17 protein-coding genes are annotated in these 14,979 nt (G+C 44.4%); 6 read left to right on the top strand and 11 right to left on the bottom strand.

Going from position 1 to position 14,979, the window contains the following annotated elements; translation table 11 throughout:
* The 9 genes from H8K52_RS02085 to H8K52_RS02045 all read right to left on the bottom strand — a co-directional run.
* On the bottom strand, positions 1–698 hold a 698-nt coding region (locus H8K52_RS02085), incomplete at its 3' end, for a transposase (RefSeq protein WP_186920901.1).
* A 110-nt stretch (positions 699–808) separates the two neighbouring features.
* Positions 809–1,582 carry a peptidylprolyl isomerase gene (locus H8K52_RS02080; RefSeq protein ID WP_186920899.1) on the bottom strand — a complete coding sequence of 258 codons (774 nt, stop codon included), beginning with the start codon at positions 1,580–1,582 and terminating at the stop codon, positions 809–811.
* Between the two features lie 54 nt (positions 1,583–1,636).
* Positions 1,637–1,912 carry a BolA family protein gene (locus H8K52_RS02075; RefSeq protein WP_186920897.1) on the bottom strand — a complete coding sequence of 92 codons (276 nt, stop codon included), beginning with the start codon at positions 1,910–1,912 and terminating at the stop codon, positions 1,637–1,639.
* A complete protein-coding gene (locus tag H8K52_RS02070) occupies positions 1,909–2,529 on the bottom strand; it encodes a septation protein A (protein ID WP_343044119.1) in 621 nt (206 codons plus the stop codon). Before H8K52_RS02070 ends, H8K52_RS02075 begins: the two co-directional genes overlap by 4 nt.
* A 4-nt stretch (positions 2,530–2,533) precedes the next feature.
* Positions 2,534–2,929: a peptide-methionine (R)-S-oxide reductase MsrB gene (gene msrB / locus H8K52_RS02065; RefSeq protein ID WP_186920895.1), complete on the bottom strand. Its 396-nt coding sequence runs from the start codon at positions 2,927–2,929 to the stop codon at positions 2,534–2,536.
* 43 nt (positions 2,930–2,972) lie between these two features.
* Positions 2,973–4,472 carry a protein adenylyltransferase SelO gene (locus H8K52_RS02060; protein ID WP_186920893.1) on the bottom strand — a complete coding sequence of 500 codons (1,500 nt, stop codon included), beginning with the start codon at positions 4,470–4,472 and terminating at the stop codon, positions 2,973–2,975.
* Between the two features lie 122 nt (positions 4,473–4,594).
* Positions 4,595–6,391, bottom strand: a complete 1,797-nt coding sequence (locus H8K52_RS02055) for a chemotaxis protein CheA (RefSeq protein WP_186920891.1) — start codon at positions 6,389–6,391, stop codon at positions 4,595–4,597.
* Positions 6,392–7,126 carry a protein phosphatase CheZ gene (locus tag H8K52_RS02050; RefSeq protein WP_186920889.1) on the bottom strand — a complete coding sequence of 245 codons (735 nt, stop codon included), beginning with the start codon at positions 7,124–7,126 and terminating at the stop codon, positions 6,392–6,394.
* Between the two features lie 222 nt (positions 7,127–7,348).
* Positions 7,349–7,795 carry a putative toxin-antitoxin system toxin component, PIN family gene (locus H8K52_RS02045; RefSeq protein WP_186920887.1) on the bottom strand — a complete coding sequence of 149 codons (447 nt, stop codon included), beginning with the start codon at positions 7,793–7,795 and terminating at the stop codon, positions 7,349–7,351.
* Between the two features lie 78 nt (positions 7,796–7,873).
* Between H8K52_RS02045 and yaaA the strand changes: the two genes are divergently transcribed.
* Complete coding sequence (yaaA, locus tag H8K52_RS02040) at positions 7,874–8,644, top strand: peroxide stress protein YaaA (protein ID WP_186920885.1); 771 nt, start codon at positions 7,874–7,876, stop codon at positions 8,642–8,644.
* Positions 8,645–8,719: 75 nt separating this feature from the next.
* Here the strand turns inward: yaaA and H8K52_RS02035 are convergent, their stop codons facing one another.
* Positions 8,720–9,517, bottom strand: coding sequence for an outer membrane protein assembly factor BamD (locus tag H8K52_RS02035; RefSeq protein WP_186920883.1), 798 nt, complete (start codon positions 9,515–9,517; stop codon positions 8,720–8,722).
* Positions 9,518–9,559: 42 nt separating this feature from the next.
* On the opposite strand from H8K52_RS02035, the gene H8K52_RS02030 reads away from it, so the two are divergent.
* Together H8K52_RS02030 and pgeF are read left to right on the top strand one after the other, a co-directional pair.
* Positions 9,560–10,588: an RluA family pseudouridine synthase gene (locus tag H8K52_RS02030; protein WP_186920881.1), complete on the top strand. Its 1,029-nt coding sequence runs from the start codon at positions 9,560–9,562 to the stop codon at positions 10,586–10,588.
* On the top strand, positions 10,585–11,370 hold the full coding sequence (gene pgeF / locus H8K52_RS02025) for a peptidoglycan editing factor PgeF (protein WP_186920879.1): 786 nt from the start codon (positions 10,585–10,587) through the stop codon (positions 11,368–11,370). The genes H8K52_RS02030 and pgeF overlap by 4 nt, the downstream gene beginning before the upstream one ends.
* On the opposite strand, the gene H8K52_RS21140 is transcribed toward pgeF, so the two are convergent.
* On the bottom strand, positions 11,348–11,587 hold the full coding sequence (locus H8K52_RS21140; RefSeq protein WP_246464225.1) for a hypothetical protein: 240 nt from the start codon (positions 11,585–11,587) through the stop codon (positions 11,348–11,350). The two genes, pgeF and H8K52_RS21140, sit on opposite strands and share 23 nt — an antisense overlap.
* A 100-nt stretch (positions 11,588–11,687) precedes the next feature.
* On the opposite strand from H8K52_RS21140, the gene phaC reads away from it, so the two are divergent.
* The 3 genes from phaC (at position 11,688) to phaR (ending at position 14,954) form a co-directional block, all read left to right on the top strand.
* Positions 11,688–13,424: a class I poly(R)-hydroxyalkanoic acid synthase gene (gene phaC / locus H8K52_RS02020; protein ID WP_186920878.1), complete on the top strand. Its 1,737-nt coding sequence runs from the start codon at positions 11,688–11,690 to the stop codon at positions 13,422–13,424.
* 68 nt (positions 13,425–13,492) lie between these two features.
* Entirely contained in the window at positions 13,493–14,233 is a 741-nt protein-coding gene (locus H8K52_RS02015; protein WP_186920876.1) for a 3-ketoacyl-ACP reductase, read from the top strand.
* Positions 14,234–14,402: 169 nt separating this feature from the next.
* Positions 14,403–14,954, top strand: coding sequence for a polyhydroxyalkanoate synthesis repressor PhaR (phaR, locus tag H8K52_RS02010; protein ID WP_186920875.1), 552 nt, complete (start codon positions 14,403–14,405; stop codon positions 14,952–14,954).
* The last annotated feature ends 25 nt before the right edge of the window (positions 14,955–14,979 follow it).

Raw genomic sequence — 14,979 nt, 5'->3', positions numbered from 1 at the left:
GTGCGATGATCGAGGTAGAAGAATCCCGTTGGCTTGCCATCACGAACCATGTAGCCCGCATCGGGATCGACCGGACTGATTTTGATTTCTTTCGTTGGCGGCTCTTCATCGTCGTCTTGATGCGAGAGTGGTTTTTTACCATGCGCCAAACGGTCGGCATCAATCGCGCTATTAAGTTCTTCTAGATAGTGCACGGGCTTTTGCGCGACTTGATGAATATCATAGCCATTCTTATTTGCCGAGGCTTTGAGATGGGTGCTATCGCTGTAAAAGACACGTCCACCAATAAGTCCATGTCCAATCGCTTGTTCAACGATGGTGTCGAAGATGGTTTGTTCTATATCGGTACTAGCAAAACGACGACGGCGATTCTGCGATAGCGTCGAGGCATCTGGAATTTTATCAGTCAGTCGTAAGCCGAGAAACCAGCGATAAGCGACATTAACTTCAATCTCCCGAACAATTTGGCGCTCGGATCGGATGCCGAACAGGTAGCCAATAAAAAGCATCTTAAAAAGCAAAACCGGATCAAACGCGGGACGACCATTGTCGGCACAGTAAAGCGCTTGAGTGCGTTCACGGATGAAGTCGAAGGAGATGTGACGATCAATTAAACGAAGCAGGTGGTCTTTCGGAACCAGTTGTTCCAAGGTGACCATTTCTAATTCGTGTTGGAAAGGTGTCGGTGTTTTTAGCATGCCGCTATTAAACCAAAAGGCCTCGCACTTGGCGAGGCCTTTTGGGGTTTGTCAGCAGTCTGAGACGCTCGAGAGCGTCTTTTTTTATGAGGCAAATCAGTGATTGCAGATTACTTGATCACTGCTTTCTTGATCAATGACTGTTGATATGCCTGAACTTTTTCTTGTACCAAGCTTTCACCGATCTGTTGCTTGACTTCTTCCAAAGTTGGCAATTTCAGAGGGCGCACGTCGTCCAATTTAATGACGTGGAAGCCAACTTCAGTCTTCACTGGCGTCTCAGTGAATTGACCTTTTTTCAGAGTCGCCAAAGCAGTAGCAAATGCTGGTGGTACGTTAGCCTGTGAAACCCAATCCAAATCACCACCTTTAGCAGCAGAACCAGTGTCTTTTGATTGTTTTGCCAATTCTTCAAACTTGGCGCCACCTTTTAATTTGGAAATGATGGCTTTAGCGTCATCTTCTTTTTCTACCAAAATATGGAAAGGATGGTATTCATTGTCGCCGTTTTGTGTTTTCCATTTATCGTAAGCGGCTTTGATGTCGGCTTCAGACACTGGATTTTTCTCTACGTGAGCACGCATCAAGGATTGAATCAAAATCTGTTGGCGAGCCATTTCGATCTGCATTTTGACATCTTCATTTTTCGAATAGCCAGCTTTTTCTGCTTCTTGCAACAATACTTCTGTACCAACCAAACGGTCTTTAATCATTGCGCGCAATTGTGGCGTGTCTTTTTGACCTTGTGCCAAAGCTTGCTTTACAAATGGTTCTGCTTTTGAGGCAGGGATTGCTTTTCCATTGACCGTTGCCAAATTCTGCGCCATCGCAGGGAATGCGGTTACTAGAAGTACAACCAGCAAATGAGCGGGTTTAAAAGTCATTATCTGTTCCTAAAATACAAAGTAAGTAAAACAAAAAACGGTTAATAAAATTGGTTATTTGGGTGTTTCTGAAGGACTTAAAGCTTGGATGACAAGAGCATGTATTTCCGTATGCATTAAATCGCCAACGGCATCATACACTAGTCGGTGGCGAGAAATGCGATTTAGGCCTTCAAATTTTTCACTAATAATGGTCACAGAGTAATGCCCAGCGCCACTGGCAGCACCCGCATGGCCTTTGTGCGCTGCGGAATCATCCCTTAATTCGCAGAGGCTAGGTTGCAATGCATTTTCTAGACTTTGTTGAATACGTTCAAGGCGCGAGTTCATTTTGGTTCCTGTATATGTTTAGCAAGAAAAAAGCTTTGAAAAATCAAAAAGACTGGTAAGGCGCCAATTGAATACAATTTAAAGCTAACCCAGGCACTTTGAGAATAGTTGAATGCGACATAAATGTTCAATAAACCCATCGCCAAGAAATAAACCGCCCAAATCAGGTTCAGTTTCCGCCAGATTTCATCGGCCATCACAATTTGCCCGCCCATGGCCATTTTCAATAAATTCTTGTTAAACATTAAATCGCTGATCAGGAATGCAGCTCCATAGCACCAATAAATGATAGTTGGTTTCCATTTAATGAATGCATCATTTTGAAAATAGATGGTCGCGCCGCCAAACACTGTGATGATGAAGAATGAAATCCATAACATGGCATCGACTTTTTTCTTAAAAATCACTAGATAGCCGATTTGTATCACGGAGGCAACGATGGCTAGCGCGGTAGCCAGCAAGATTGGTGCTTGTTCCAAACCCACACCATTTCCTGCAGTAAAGTGCGACAAAATTTGATTTGCTAATTGTTGGGAGGACTCTGCATTCTTTTCGCCCCATTTATAGGTAATGAAAAAGAGAATTACCGGAAGAACGTCAAACAGGAATTTCATCATAGTGTTAATTTTTTGCTTTAAATTTGAGTGATGCGGAGTTAATACAATAACGCAAGCGCGTCGGTGGCGGTCCGTCCGGAAACACGTGCCCTAGATGAGCGTCGCAGATATTACACACAATTTCTGTGCGCGTCATGCCATGGGTATGATCGGCAATTTCTCTGACATGCTCAGGATTGAGTGCTTTGAAGTAACTTGGCCAGCCACAGCCTGAATCAAACTTGGCGTCAGATTCAAATAGTGGGGTGTTGCAACAGACGCAAGTATAGATGCCGACTTCGTGATGATCCCAGAACTTGCCAGTGAAAGCACGCTCGGTGGCAGCGTGGCGAGTTACTTCATACTCCATCGCTGATAATTGTTGACGCCATTCGGCCTCAGTTTTTTTGATCTTATTCATGCTTGCCATTTACCCTTCGAAAACTTTATTAATGTTGATGGTGTTAAGACGAACAACTGACGGATAGTTTAGCCGCCCAATCTGGTGGTAATTGCGCATACGATGAAAATTCGTCCTGTTCAGAGAATGGATTTTCTAAAATTTTCAATAGTTTGTTGATTTCGCTAAAGTCTTTTTGTTCTGCCTTTTCAATCGCTTGCTGCGCTAGATAATTACGCAAGACGTATTTAGGATTGATTTGATTCATGCGCGCCTGACGTTCCGCATCTATTGAATTTTCTTGCTGAAGGCGCTGTCGATAAGATAACAACCATAGATCAAGTTTTTCACGATCAATAAATAAATCACGCAAGGCATTCTCCTGTGCGCTTGGCTCTATGGTGACTTGACTTAAGTTTCGGAAAGCAAGTGTGAAGTCAGTTTGTGTAGCCGCCATTAAATCCAAGTACTCGGCAAATAAATCCTGATCACCTGGCATCGTCTCTTGAAGTCCAAATTTCTGACTAAGTTTATTTGCATAATAAGTTTCGTAGTGTTCCCTATAGCAGGATAGTGCCGCTTGCGTCAATTCAATATCGCCAATCAACGGCAATAAAGCTTGAGCAAGCGCATGGCAATTCCATTGGCCGATGCGCGGCTGCATTTGATAGGAATAGCGTCCTTGGGTATCGCTATGGTTGCAAATGTGGGCTGGATCGAATCCTTCCATAAAGCCAAAGGGGCCATAATCTAAAGTCAATCCGAGTATTGACATATTGTCGGTGTTCAAAACGCCATGCATAAAGCCGACGGTTTGCCACAGCGCCACGAGCTCAGCGGTTATTAATACGACTTCTTTGAGTAAGCCTTGGTAAGGATTTGTCAGATCTTGTAAATGTGGGTAATGGTGCTGAATGACAAAATCCGCAAGTTGTTGCAATTGCTCTGGTTTGTCGTTGTAGTACCAATGTTCAAAGGAACCGAATCGTATGAAGCTCGGTGCTGTACGTGTGACGACTGCGGTTTTTTCGGGCATCTCCCGTATCGTGTATTGATCTGAACCGATAATGCACAAAGCCCGCGAAGTTGGGATACCTAGTCCAGCCATCGCTTCCGAACATAAAAACTCTCGCACTGAAGAGCGTAGCACCGCACGACCATCACCCATGCGGGAATAGGGAGTCATGCCAGCACCCTTTAATTGAATTTCATGGCGCTGCTGTTCCTGATCGGCTTCACCGACCGAATTGAAGTCTCCTAGCAAAATTGCGCGGCCATCCCCAAGTTGCCCAGCCCATATGCCAAATTGATGGCCAGAATAAACTGCTGCTAATGGCGTGCTAGTCGGATGAACGCGATTGCCGCAGAATACGTCGATAAACTCTGCCGAGTTGGTATGTGCATTATTGATCTCAAATTTTTTGAGCATGGGTGCACTAACGGCAATTAAATACGGCTTTTTTATTGGACTCGGATGCAGTGTCGTAAAGAAGGGCGCACCTAATTTCGCGAAATGATTTTGAAAGCAAAGGTCTACTTGCGGTTGCAATTCTGTCGTGCTCATGAATAGTCAGGCGGATGCCGAATTGTATGGTGTGGCTATTTTGCCAGAGAACTAGGTTTGATGTTGAAACGGCGGCAGACCTCTCGATCTGCCGCCGTTTTGGTTTGGTCTATTGATGTTATTTAGTTTCCACCACGTTCAACAACTTTACAGCCATCAAGTAGGAATGACAAGCTAATCACCAATACCAATTCACCTTCCGCAGAGCGTGCTGTCCCGGTGATTCCTGGCGTAGAAATGCAGGTAAGTGGTTTAATTACCAGATCAGACGTACCATCAACAGAATCGACAGAAATGATATACGGATTCGGTGCCGCAATCACAATGCCGACGCGTTCGGTACTCTTTTCATAGCCCAACACTTGTCCAAGCGAACGAATCGGCAATGGGCGGCCAAGATCGCGCAATACTGGTTGACCGCCGACACTTTCGAAGGTTTCCGGCAATTCGACCACACGTTGCACTGTCGCCATTGGCAAGGCAAGCGACGCTCCCGCAGTACGCACCAGCATCGTCGGCACAATCGATAACTCGATCGGTAATCGAATAATGAAAGTCGTCCCTTTGCCCAGCTGGGAATTAATACGAATCGCGCCGCGATGCCGTTCCACTGCCGTCTTTACTACGTCCATGCCAACGCCCCGACCGGACACACTGGAGGCAACTTCTTTGGTCGAAAATCCCGGCAAGAAAACCAATTGAAATGCTTCGTCATCGGTACGTGCTTCGTGCGAACCAATTAAGCCTTTTGAAATGGCTTTTTCACGCAAACGATTCGCATCCATACCTTTGCCATCATCGGTGACTTCGATCATGACACTGCTAGCTTCCTGCCACGCTTTGAGTAAAATTTTTGCACGAGCAGGTTTGCTGGTTTGCGCGCGTTCATCGGCAGTTTCGATACCGTGATCCAATGAGTTACGCAGCATATGAACTAGCGGATCGTACAAACTATCTACGACGACGCGATCGACTTCTGTTTCTGCACCGGAAATTTCCAAGTCCACATCCTTACCCAGATCTTTTGCAAGCTCGCGGATTAAGCGCGGGAATTTTTGGAATAAGCGACCAACAGGTTGCATGCGTGTTGCCAGCGTTGCTCTTTGTAACTCTGTCGAATAGCGGGAAGCGCGATTTAAAGTTTCGGTTAATGCCGACATTAAGGGCGCCGCATCACCATCAAAGGGGAATTGTGATAGTTTTTCCAGTAGCACTGCTGCTTGATTGGCGGCCTGCACAGATTCTCCAGCAACTTCCAACAGCACATCGAGCTTGACTGCATCGATACGAATACTTTCTTCTTTTACTGGGGCGTTTTGTTTGATTTCATTTGTCGCCAACGACGTTTTAACCGCTTCTTGCTCTTGTTTGACAACGGGATTGATGGCGACAGGTTCTGGTAGCGTTCCAGCTGGAACAACTGCACGGTAATATGCTTCCCACGGGACTTCACCATCTGCTACCGGCTGTGGAGGCGGGGCGACTGCAGTTTGGCTTGTGGTAGGGGCGCTTGGTGGTGGTGTTGCTACGTTGGACTTTCCTTCGATCGCATCGTTGAGCAATTGTTCGAGTGCGGCGGGCATCGTTGACAGTTGGTCAGGATTAGTGCCGTTTGAAAGTGCGGTTAATTGATCAGAAACAAATCCACTCGCTTCAAGCGCGGCTTCAATGGCAATTGGTGTGACAGGTGATTGGCCTGTACGTAAAGCATCAAATAAATTTTCGGTTAAATGACAGGCGGAAACCATCGCAGACAAGTTCATGAAACCTGCCCCACCCTTAATGGTGTGGAAGGATCTAAACACCGCGTTGAGCGTATTCATATCTTCTGGGTTTCGTTGTAGGGAGAGCAAATGCTCCTCTACATTGACCGCAAGATCTAAAGCCTCAACGACAAATTCTTTGAGCATGTCATCCATTTAGAAACCCAAGCTATCAAGTAGATTATCTACATCGTCCTGCTCTAGTGCAGCATTAGGAACAGACGGGCCTTCCATTAATTCAATGGCTTTCTCTTTGAGATCAGATGGCGCATTATCGAGCAGGATTTGTGCCAACTCATGTTCAACAGCTTGCGTGATAATTAAAACTTTTTTAATCAGTTGACCGGTTAAATCTTGAAAATCTTGCGCCATCATGATGTCAAGCAAGCGAGCTTTTTCTGCATCGGTTGACGTAATGACTTTGTTCGCGAACGATTTTGAATCTGAGGCAAGTAATTTGAACTCGTCAATGCTCATTTTCCCGCTGAATAGCTTACTCCAGCGTTCATCAATGTCTTTGGCATTTTTGGCAAGGCCATCTTGCTCTGGAATGCCAGCATCGGTTGCATTGAGTACCTTGTTTGCTGCCTGCTCTGTTAGAGACGCTACATATTCAAGGCGCCCTTGCGCATCAGCAATTTGTGAGGCGACATCCGAAAGTGATCGATCATAGCCAAGTTCGCGCATCGAGTCATGCATCATGCGCACCAGGTTACCTAATCGATCAAACATAGGTCTCGCTGCGCCTTCACCTGCTAGGCTTAAAGATAGTTTGTTATGAGTTGATTCAATAACTGGCGCTGCGGGCACGTCGACTGCGGGCGGGCTACTATCTCGTTGGTTGGACATCTCTTCAAATAACGCATCTAGATCATCTGCTGAATCTGTCATAATCTTTGTCTCTCCTAATTGCGTTTCATAAGGGTTGAACTCATTGCGGATATCAATATTATGGGTGATCAAATTTCAACATTAGCCCAAGCATAGAGAAATATTTTTGCACGGCTGAAAGCACTTAAAAAGTTTATCAGTGGCAATCAAACCAACATGCTGTAAGGATAACCCTGAGCAACAAAATTTGTCATCACTTTATTGTGCATTTAATGAATTTATTTACAAAGCTTGTGGTTTTGCAACTAAACGAGTGATGAATTTCTCGGGCGTTTCAATCACAAATAAATTTAAATTCTTAATTTTTCTAGCTAATTTTAGTAGGGCTTTGTCTTTCGTGACCAAAATGTCAGCATTGGCGTCACGGCAGGCTTCTAAGAATTTTTGATCATCTTTATCGCTACAGATGGGTAGCTTGATTGGCTTTGCCGGATGATGTTCGACGCTGATGTATTCGTCGAAAATTGATACAATCGCAGCGCGATTATCATCATCCACTGGTAAATGTGGGTAGTGCAATACCGCCAGCCATTCTTCCCGGCAATCTTGTCGAGTGACCGCGAGCAGTTGATTTTCTTGTATAGCTGGTAGTATCTGGTGCCAGCGTGGATCTTTAAATGCAAATAGATCCAAGCAAACATTCGTATCAAGAATAATTTTTAATGTCATGCTTTTGGGCTTGGAATAGGGTGACTGATTTCCCCCGTTCCTTGCTTTCCTCTCTTTTTTCTTTGTTCGTAACTATTTATGTTGATTCTGTTGTCGCCAGCGAAAAGTCTAGACTTTTCTTCCCCAAGTGTAGTCAATTCTACTAGTCAAATCCAATTTCCAGCTGAAACTCAATATCTCGCCGGCGTTGCCTCTCAACTGACGTCATCGGATTTGCAAATGTTGATGAAGATTTCGCCCGATCTCGCCAATTTAAATACGGAACGTTTTGCACAGTTAACCAATGTAGGAGCACCGATCGTTCAACGGCAAGCAGTATTTGCATTTGATGGCGATGTCTATTCCGGTTTGCAAGCAAGAGGCTTAGGGCGAAAAGAAATTAACTATTTGCAAAAGCATTTGCGTATTTTATCTGGCTTGTACGGACTGTTGCGGCCATTGGATTTGATTCAGGCATATCGATTAGAAATGGGGAGTGCATTAAAAAATGTCGCTGGAAACAATCTTTATGCTTATTGGACAAATAAACTGACTGCTCAAGTAAACTTGGAATTGCAGGATTCCAAATCAAAATTTTTACTAAATTTGGCGTCTGAAGAGTATTCAAAAGCCATTCAGTTAAAATCCTTGCCAGTTCCCGTCATCCAGCCGATATTCCAAGATTTCTCCAGCGGGAAATTTAAGGTGATTTCATTTTTCGCAAAAAAGGCACGCGGCTCTATGGCACGTTTCTGTGCGGTTAATCAAATAAAGAAATCTTCAGACCTCAAAAATTTTGATTGGGACTGCTATCAATTTATTGAAGAAGAGTCTGATGCGACCAATTGGGTGTTCCGTCGCCGAGCTTGAGCTTGGTGCAATCATAAAAAAGCCTCGACGTTAAATCCGAGGCTTTTTGATATGAACAAGTTGTCTATCGACGTGCTAGCTCCAAAACTTCCACCACGCTTTTTTGGAGCCGTAGGTTTCGATTAAATTACTTTTCGGGAAATTGTTAGTAAATACTCGTTTTGCATCATCACGTAATTCAACCATGCCCATGGCGTCATATGCTTTGATCAAAACTACTAAAGCCTCCTCAATTGCTGGCGCATCTGGATATTCTTTGATTGCTGATTGTGCACGATTGGCGGCTGCTACAAAAGCATTGCGCCGTAAGTAGTACTTCGCTACATGCAAATCGTATTGAGCAAGGGAGTTGACTAAATACTTCATGCGGTCAATCGCATCTGGCGTATACTTGCTGCTTGGGAATCTGACTACAAGTTCTTTGAATGCGTCGAATGAATCACGGGTCGCTTTTGGATCGCGCTCAGTGATATCTTGATTGGCAATGAAACTGAAAAAGCCCATATCATCGTTGAAGTTGATTAAGCCACGTAAGTAGTACATATAATCGACGTTAGCATGATTTGGGTGTAATTTAATAAATCGATCAACAGCGGCTAATGCTTGTGCCTGATCACCTTGTTTATAATGGGCATAGGCAATTTCTAATTGTGCTTGTTGTGCATAAGCGCCGAATGGATAGCGAGATTCCAGTTTTTCAAACAATTGAACGGAGCGATCATAGGAGCCAGATGCTAGTTCATCTTTCGCTTCAGCGTATAATTTCTCAGCGGTCCAATTTTTACTTTCCTCCACTTTGTCGCCGAAAATGCCGCAGCCAGCAAGTGATAAAGATAGAGCCAAACCTAACAATTTTATATATTTAATGTGCATAAACTTTGCATGTGCATGAGAATAATTTACGGATTATAGCCGATGGCAATTAATGTTATACCAAAAGACGAAATGATTTTAACCGATACCGAGCTTGAGCTTGATGAAATTGAGCTGGAAGGGCAAATTAAGCCAATTCAGCAGCTTGAACCTATCTCATTGCGTTTGCCAGATAGTATCTGTGGGGATCGTTTAGATAAAGTTTTGTCTAAATTGGTTCCTCAATATTCTCGGGGACGTCTCCAGCAATGGATAGAAGAGGGATACGTCCAAGTTGATGGTCATCCTTCAAAAATAAAGACGATTATGCTCGGTGGCGAGAATGTCGTCATTGAACCTCAAGCTGCGCTTGAAGATAATGCTTTTATTGCCGAGGACATTCCTCTCAACATTATTTTCGAAGACGATGCGATTTTGGTTTTGAATAAGCCAGCGGGTTTAGTGGTCCATCCGGGGGCAGGGAATTGGTCGGGAACTTTATTGAATGGCTTGCTGTTTCATCGGCCAGCACTCGCTGCCGTGCCGCGCGCAGGGATCGTACATAGACTCGATAAAGACACTTCTGGCTTGATGGTAGTGGCGAAAACCTTGACCGCACAAACGGAGTTAGTGAGGCAATTGCAAGCACGTACCGTGAAGCGAGAATATTCTGCTTTGGTTTGGGGAACACCGAATGCGTCAGGTACGGTTGATGCGGCGATGGCACGTCATTCACGTGATCGACTGAAGATGGCAGTGTCATTCAGTATTTTGGCAAAACCTGCGATTACCCATTTTCAGCGGGTCTCCACTGGTATGCTGGAGAGATTTTCGGTGAGTTTGGTGGCCTGTCATCTGGAAACTGGACGTACCCATCAAATTCGTGTGCATATGCAGTCTTTGGGCTTTCCCCTGGTTGGCGACACTTTATATGGTAAGCAGCACTTAGCACGATTCTTTCCGAGACAGGCTCTGCAGGCGCGAAAGTTAGGTTTGATCCATCCGGTGAGTAATTTGCCAGTGGAATGGAGTATTCCATTGGAGGCCGATTTCATCGATTTACTCGAACGTGCTGGGATGCCTTTGCCATGAGTTTGCTTGTTGACGATGATACTGGCTTAGTATTGATTAAACCGGATTGGCCAGATTGTCCGAAAAATGTTCGAGCCTATTCTAGTACCCGTATTGGTGGCGTTAGTCTTGCACCCTACGGCGATGCAAGTGGTGATGCCGGCTTGAATTTGGCAAATCATGTTGGGGATTTTGCAGATACTGTCAAAATGAATCGGGCATGTTTAGCCGAGTTTGTGCCGTCACCTGTCATATTCTTATCACAAATTCATGGCAACATGACTGTGAATGCTGCTGATCTACAACTAGATGGAATGACGCCAGCGGATGCTTGTTACGCGAATTCGGCGCAACAAGTATGTGCGGTATTGACTGCAGACTGCCTTCCAGTATTGCTGACCGCTGACGATGGGCGATGCGTCGCTGCGGTTCATGCTGGCTGGCGTGGTTTGGCTAGTGGTGTGATTGAAAACGCAGTTGCACAAATGCGCGCGAGTGGTGTTCAGCATATCTCTGCATGGTTGGGACCGGCAATTGGACCGCAGTTTTTTGAAGTTGGCACCGATGTGTTAGAGGCCTTTTGTCAAAAACAAGATAGTCATCGCGCTTGTTTTCGACCATCATCAGTTGAAGGAAAGTTCTTTGCAGATATTTATGGCCTGGCACGTAATGTTTTATTGAACTTGGATATTGTGCAGGTTTCCGGTGGCGATCACTGCACATTTACAGAAGAAGAACTATTTTATTCTTATCGCCGTGATGGAATCACCGGTCGCATGGCTAGTTGGATTTGGTTTGAGTAGTATCGTCCTGTTGTGTCGATTGTTGCCGTTCTTTGATCTGGGCTTTTTCCCTTTCTTTGATTTGTCGTTTGCGCGCTGGTGAACTCAGTATGTACAAGACTAAACCAAGTGGGATAACGCAATAGAAGATGAACGTCATGATTCCTGCAATGAGTGAAGACTCTGCGAGAGACATTAAGAGTACGACATAAACCCACGCGATTGCGATAAGATACAGAAAAGCCATAGTGTTCAAATTAGGTTGATTGGTTCGAGATTGATGTTGTATCACACTGGAATCAGTATTTGTGACAATACTTTAAAACTAGGAAAATTGCATGATGAGTGATAACCCTCAGACGATGTTTGCGAATTGGATGCAAGAATTAATGAAGCACAATCCGATGCAAGATTGGATGAAAGTGAATAGTGCAGGATTGAGCAATCCGTTTGCACATGACTCTTCAATCTTATCCACTTTAAAGGAATATGGTGCGGAGATTGATCCAGCTGTATTGAGCCGTCTGCAGTCTGAATATTTGATTGAACTTGGAAAGCTTTGGCAGGATTTTATTGCGTCGAAGTTGCCACAGTTCGACGATAGGCGATTTTCTGCTAGCGATTGGCATCAGCAGACAACCCATGCTTACAACGTCGCTATCTATCTATTAAATGCGCGCTTCTTAGGTTTGTTGACTGAATCGGTGCAGGCCTCAGAAAAGAAAAAACAAAAAATTCGCTTTGCCGTGCAGCAGATGGTTGATGCGATGTCGCCGGCCAATTTCTTGGCAACGAATCCGGAAGCGCAAGCTAAGTTGATAGAGACAGGTGGTGAGAGCTTGATGAAGGGCATTACACAAATGCTCGAAGACTTGCAAAAGGGCAGAATTTCTTTGACGGATGAGTCAGCCTTTGAAGTTGGAAAAAATGTGGCAACCACAGAAGGATCTGTGGTGTTTGAAAATCGCTTGTTTCAATTGATTCAATATAAGCCCCTAGGGAAAACGGTACATCAACGGCCATTGTTAATGGTACCTCCATGTATTAATAAGTTCTATATTTTGGATCTCCAGCCTGAGAATTCATTAGTTCGTTATGCGGTGGAACAAGGGCATACCGTGTTCTTGGTGTCTTGGGCCAATCCAGATCAAACGATGTCAGGCGTAACTTGGGACGATTACATAGAAGTCGGTGCGATCAAAGCCATAGGAGTTGTACAAGAGATTACCAAGCAAGAAAAAATCAATATTTTTGGGTTTTGTGTCGGTGGGACTATTGTTTCAACTGCCTTAGCAGTGCTGGCAGATCGTGAAGTTCATCCAGCCAGTAGCCTGACTTTGTTGACCACTTTATTAGACTTTAGTGACACAGGTGTTTTAGACGTATTTGTCGACGAACTTCAAGTTAGTATGCGCGAGCAAACTTTGGGTGGTGGAGGTTTGATGCCAGGTCGTGACTTAGCAAGCACATTCTCCAGTCTGCGTCCGAATGATTTGGTATGGAACTATGTTCAGTCCAACTACCTAAAAGGCCAAAAGCCACCTGCTTTTGATCTTTTATATTGGAACTCGGATAGTACGAATTTGCCGGGGCCGATGTTTTGCTGGTACCTGCGCAATACTTACCTAGAAAATAGCTTGAAAGAGTCGGGAAAGCTTATTGTCGCTGGCAACAAAGTTGATTTGGCAAAGATTGATGCCCCAGTCTTTATTTATGGCTCTAAAGAAGATCATATCGTTCCTTGGCAGGCCGCTTTTGCATCGGCTAGTATTTTGAATCCGAAGAAAAAAAGTAGAAATCGTTTTGTGCTCGGGGCTTCCGGTCATATCGCTGGAGTCATTAATCCTGCCTCAAAAAACAAGCGCAACTATTGGATCAATGATAAATTAGGTAATGACTCGCAAGCATGGTTAGATGCGGCTACTGAATGTCCTGGTAGCTGGTGGCCACAATGGGCAACATTTTTAGCAGAACATGGTGGAAAAATGGTAAAAGCACCCGCCAAAATGGGAGCGGTAGGGTATAGTGAGCTAGAGCCTGCTCCTGGACGCTACGTCAAAGTGAGAGCTGATTAAGTCGGCTTAAAGGTAAGTGTAGTGGATCAGTTTAGTAGTGCCTTTTATTGAAACTCTGGAGATTAAGTATGTCAAAGCGAATTGCTTATGTAACTGGTGGTATGGGTGGTATTGGAACTCCAATTTGCAAGCGTCTTTGTAAAGACGGTTATATCGTTGTTGCAGGTTGTGGTCCAAATTCACCGCGTAAAGATAAATGGCTGGCCGATATGCGCGCTGAAGGCTATGAAGTGCATGCATCGGAAGGTAACGTTTCGGATTGGGAATCGACCCGTGCCGCATTTGAAAAAGTTCGTACTGAAATTGGCGAAGTCGATGTCTTGGTTAACAATGCGGGCATTACCCGTGATGGTCAATTCCGTAAAATGAGTAAAGCGGATTGGGATGCGGTAATTGATACCAACTTGAATTCCTTGTTTAATGTTACAAAACAAGTCATCGAGAGTATGGTTGATCGCGGCTGGGGACGTATTATTAATATTTCTTCGGTCAATGGTCAAAAAGGTCAGTTTGGTCAAACGAACTACTCCACGGCGAAAGCGGGCATTCATGGTTTTAGTATGGCTTTGGCTCAAGAAGTCGCGACTAAAGGTGTGACAGTCAATACCGTTTCGCCTGGCTATGTTGGGACTGACATGGTTCGCGCGATTCGTCCTGATGTGTTGGAAAAGATCGTTGCTGGTATTCCAGTTAAACGTTTGGCGGAACCAGAAGAAATCGCCTCTATTGTGGCGTGGATTGCATCAGATGAAGGTGGTTATGCGACAGGTTCTGACTTCTCTATCAATGGTGGTTTGCATATGGGGTAATCATTTGGCCTTTCGCAAATGAACTATTCCCAAGAATTTTGCACTAAGTGCCATGCTGCTTCACGCAGATTTGCGTAGTGCAAAGTTCCCTTAAGATGTTTACGGGCATGGTAGTCTGTCGTAAGCATCTTAGTTTTATTTTTTAATGCAGTTTTTGAACGAGAATGCAATGAATAGCACAAGAAAAATAAGCAAGCATTTGATTAAGAAATACCCAAATCGTCGCTTATATGACACGCAAACCAGTAGCTATATCACCTTGGTCGATGTCAAGCAATTCGTTATGGAGAATGATGATTTTGCTGTGGTCGACGCGAAAACGGGCGAAGATTTAACGCGTAGTATTTTGTTGCAAATCATTTTAGAAGCGGAGGCGGGTGGTGCGCCTATGTTTTCTAGCGTCGCTTTGGCGCAAATTATTCGTTATTACGGCCACGCCATGCAAGGCATGATGGGCTCGTATTTAGAAAAGAACATTCAGGCATTCATTGATATTCAAAATAAACTCACCGAAGGCGCGAGTGGCGGCGTAGAAGGCAAGCCATTTAGTCCTGAAATGTGGACCCAGTTTATGAATGTGCAAGGCCCAATGATGCAAGGCATGATGGGTAACTACATCGATCAAAGTAAAAATTTATTTGTACAAATGCAAGAGCAGATGCAGAGCCAATCAAAAAATATGTTTGGATTCCCATTCGTGCCAGATGATAAGAAAAAGTAATGAATTCAAACGCTTGCGGCGAATC

Origin of the sequence: Affinundibacterium seohonense, from assembly GCF_014284305.1 — a bacterium.
Taxonomy (GTDB): domain Bacteria; phylum Pseudomonadota; class Gammaproteobacteria; order Burkholderiales; family Burkholderiaceae_D; genus Undibacterium; species Undibacterium seohonense.
Note: the sequence above shows the minus strand (reverse complement) of the source record. Positions and strands in the feature narration are given on the sequence as shown.

What these genes read in the sequence shown, in the direction of transcription:
- H8K52_RS02080 (WP_186920899.1), bottom strand. Translation starts at nt 1,582, where the DNA reads ATGACTTTTAAACCCGCTCATTTGCTGGTTGTACTTCTAGTAACCGCA.
- H8K52_RS02075 (WP_186920897.1), bottom strand. Translation starts at nt 1,912, where the DNA reads ATGAACTCGCGCCTTGAACGTATTCAACAAAGTCTAGAAAATGCATTG.
- H8K52_RS02070 (WP_343044119.1), bottom strand. Translation starts at nt 2,529, where the DNA reads ATGATGAAATTCCTGTTTGACGTTCTTCCGGTAATTCTCTTTTTCATT.
- msrB (WP_186920895.1), bottom strand. Translation starts at nt 2,929, where the DNA reads ATGAATAAGATCAAAAAAACTGAGGCCGAATGGCGTCAACAATTATCA.
- H8K52_RS02060 (WP_186920893.1), bottom strand. Translation starts at nt 4,472, where the DNA reads ATGAGCACGACAGAATTGCAACCGCAAGTAGACCTTTGCTTTCAAAAT.
- H8K52_RS02055 (WP_186920891.1), bottom strand. Translation starts at nt 6,391, where the DNA reads ATGGATGACATGCTCAAAGAATTTGTCGTTGAGGCTTTAGATCTTGCG.
- H8K52_RS02050 (WP_186920889.1), bottom strand. Translation starts at nt 7,126, where the DNA reads ATGACAGATTCAGCAGATGATCTAGATGCGTTATTTGAAGAGATGTCC.
- H8K52_RS02045 (WP_186920887.1), bottom strand. Translation starts at nt 7,795, where the DNA reads ATGACATTAAAAATTATTCTTGATACGAATGTTTGCTTGGATCTATTT.
- yaaA (WP_186920885.1), top strand. Translation starts at nt 7,874, where the DNA reads ATGTTGATTCTGTTGTCGCCAGCGAAAAGTCTAGACTTTTCTTCCCCA.
- H8K52_RS02035 (WP_186920883.1), bottom strand. Translation starts at nt 9,517, where the DNA reads ATGCACATTAAATATATAAAATTGTTAGGTTTGGCTCTATCTTTATCA.
- H8K52_RS02030 (WP_186920881.1), top strand. Translation starts at nt 9,560, where the DNA reads ATGGCAATTAATGTTATACCAAAAGACGAAATGATTTTAACCGATACC.
- pgeF (WP_186920879.1), top strand. Translation starts at nt 10,585, where the DNA reads ATGAGTTTGCTTGTTGACGATGATACTGGCTTAGTATTGATTAAACCG.
- phaC (WP_186920878.1), top strand. Translation starts at nt 11,688, where the DNA reads ATGATGAGTGATAACCCTCAGACGATGTTTGCGAATTGGATGCAAGAA.
- H8K52_RS02015 (WP_186920876.1), top strand. Translation starts at nt 13,493, where the DNA reads ATGTCAAAGCGAATTGCTTATGTAACTGGTGGTATGGGTGGTATTGGA.
- phaR (WP_186920875.1), top strand. Translation starts at nt 14,403, where the DNA reads ATGAATAGCACAAGAAAAATAAGCAAGCATTTGATTAAGAAATACCCA.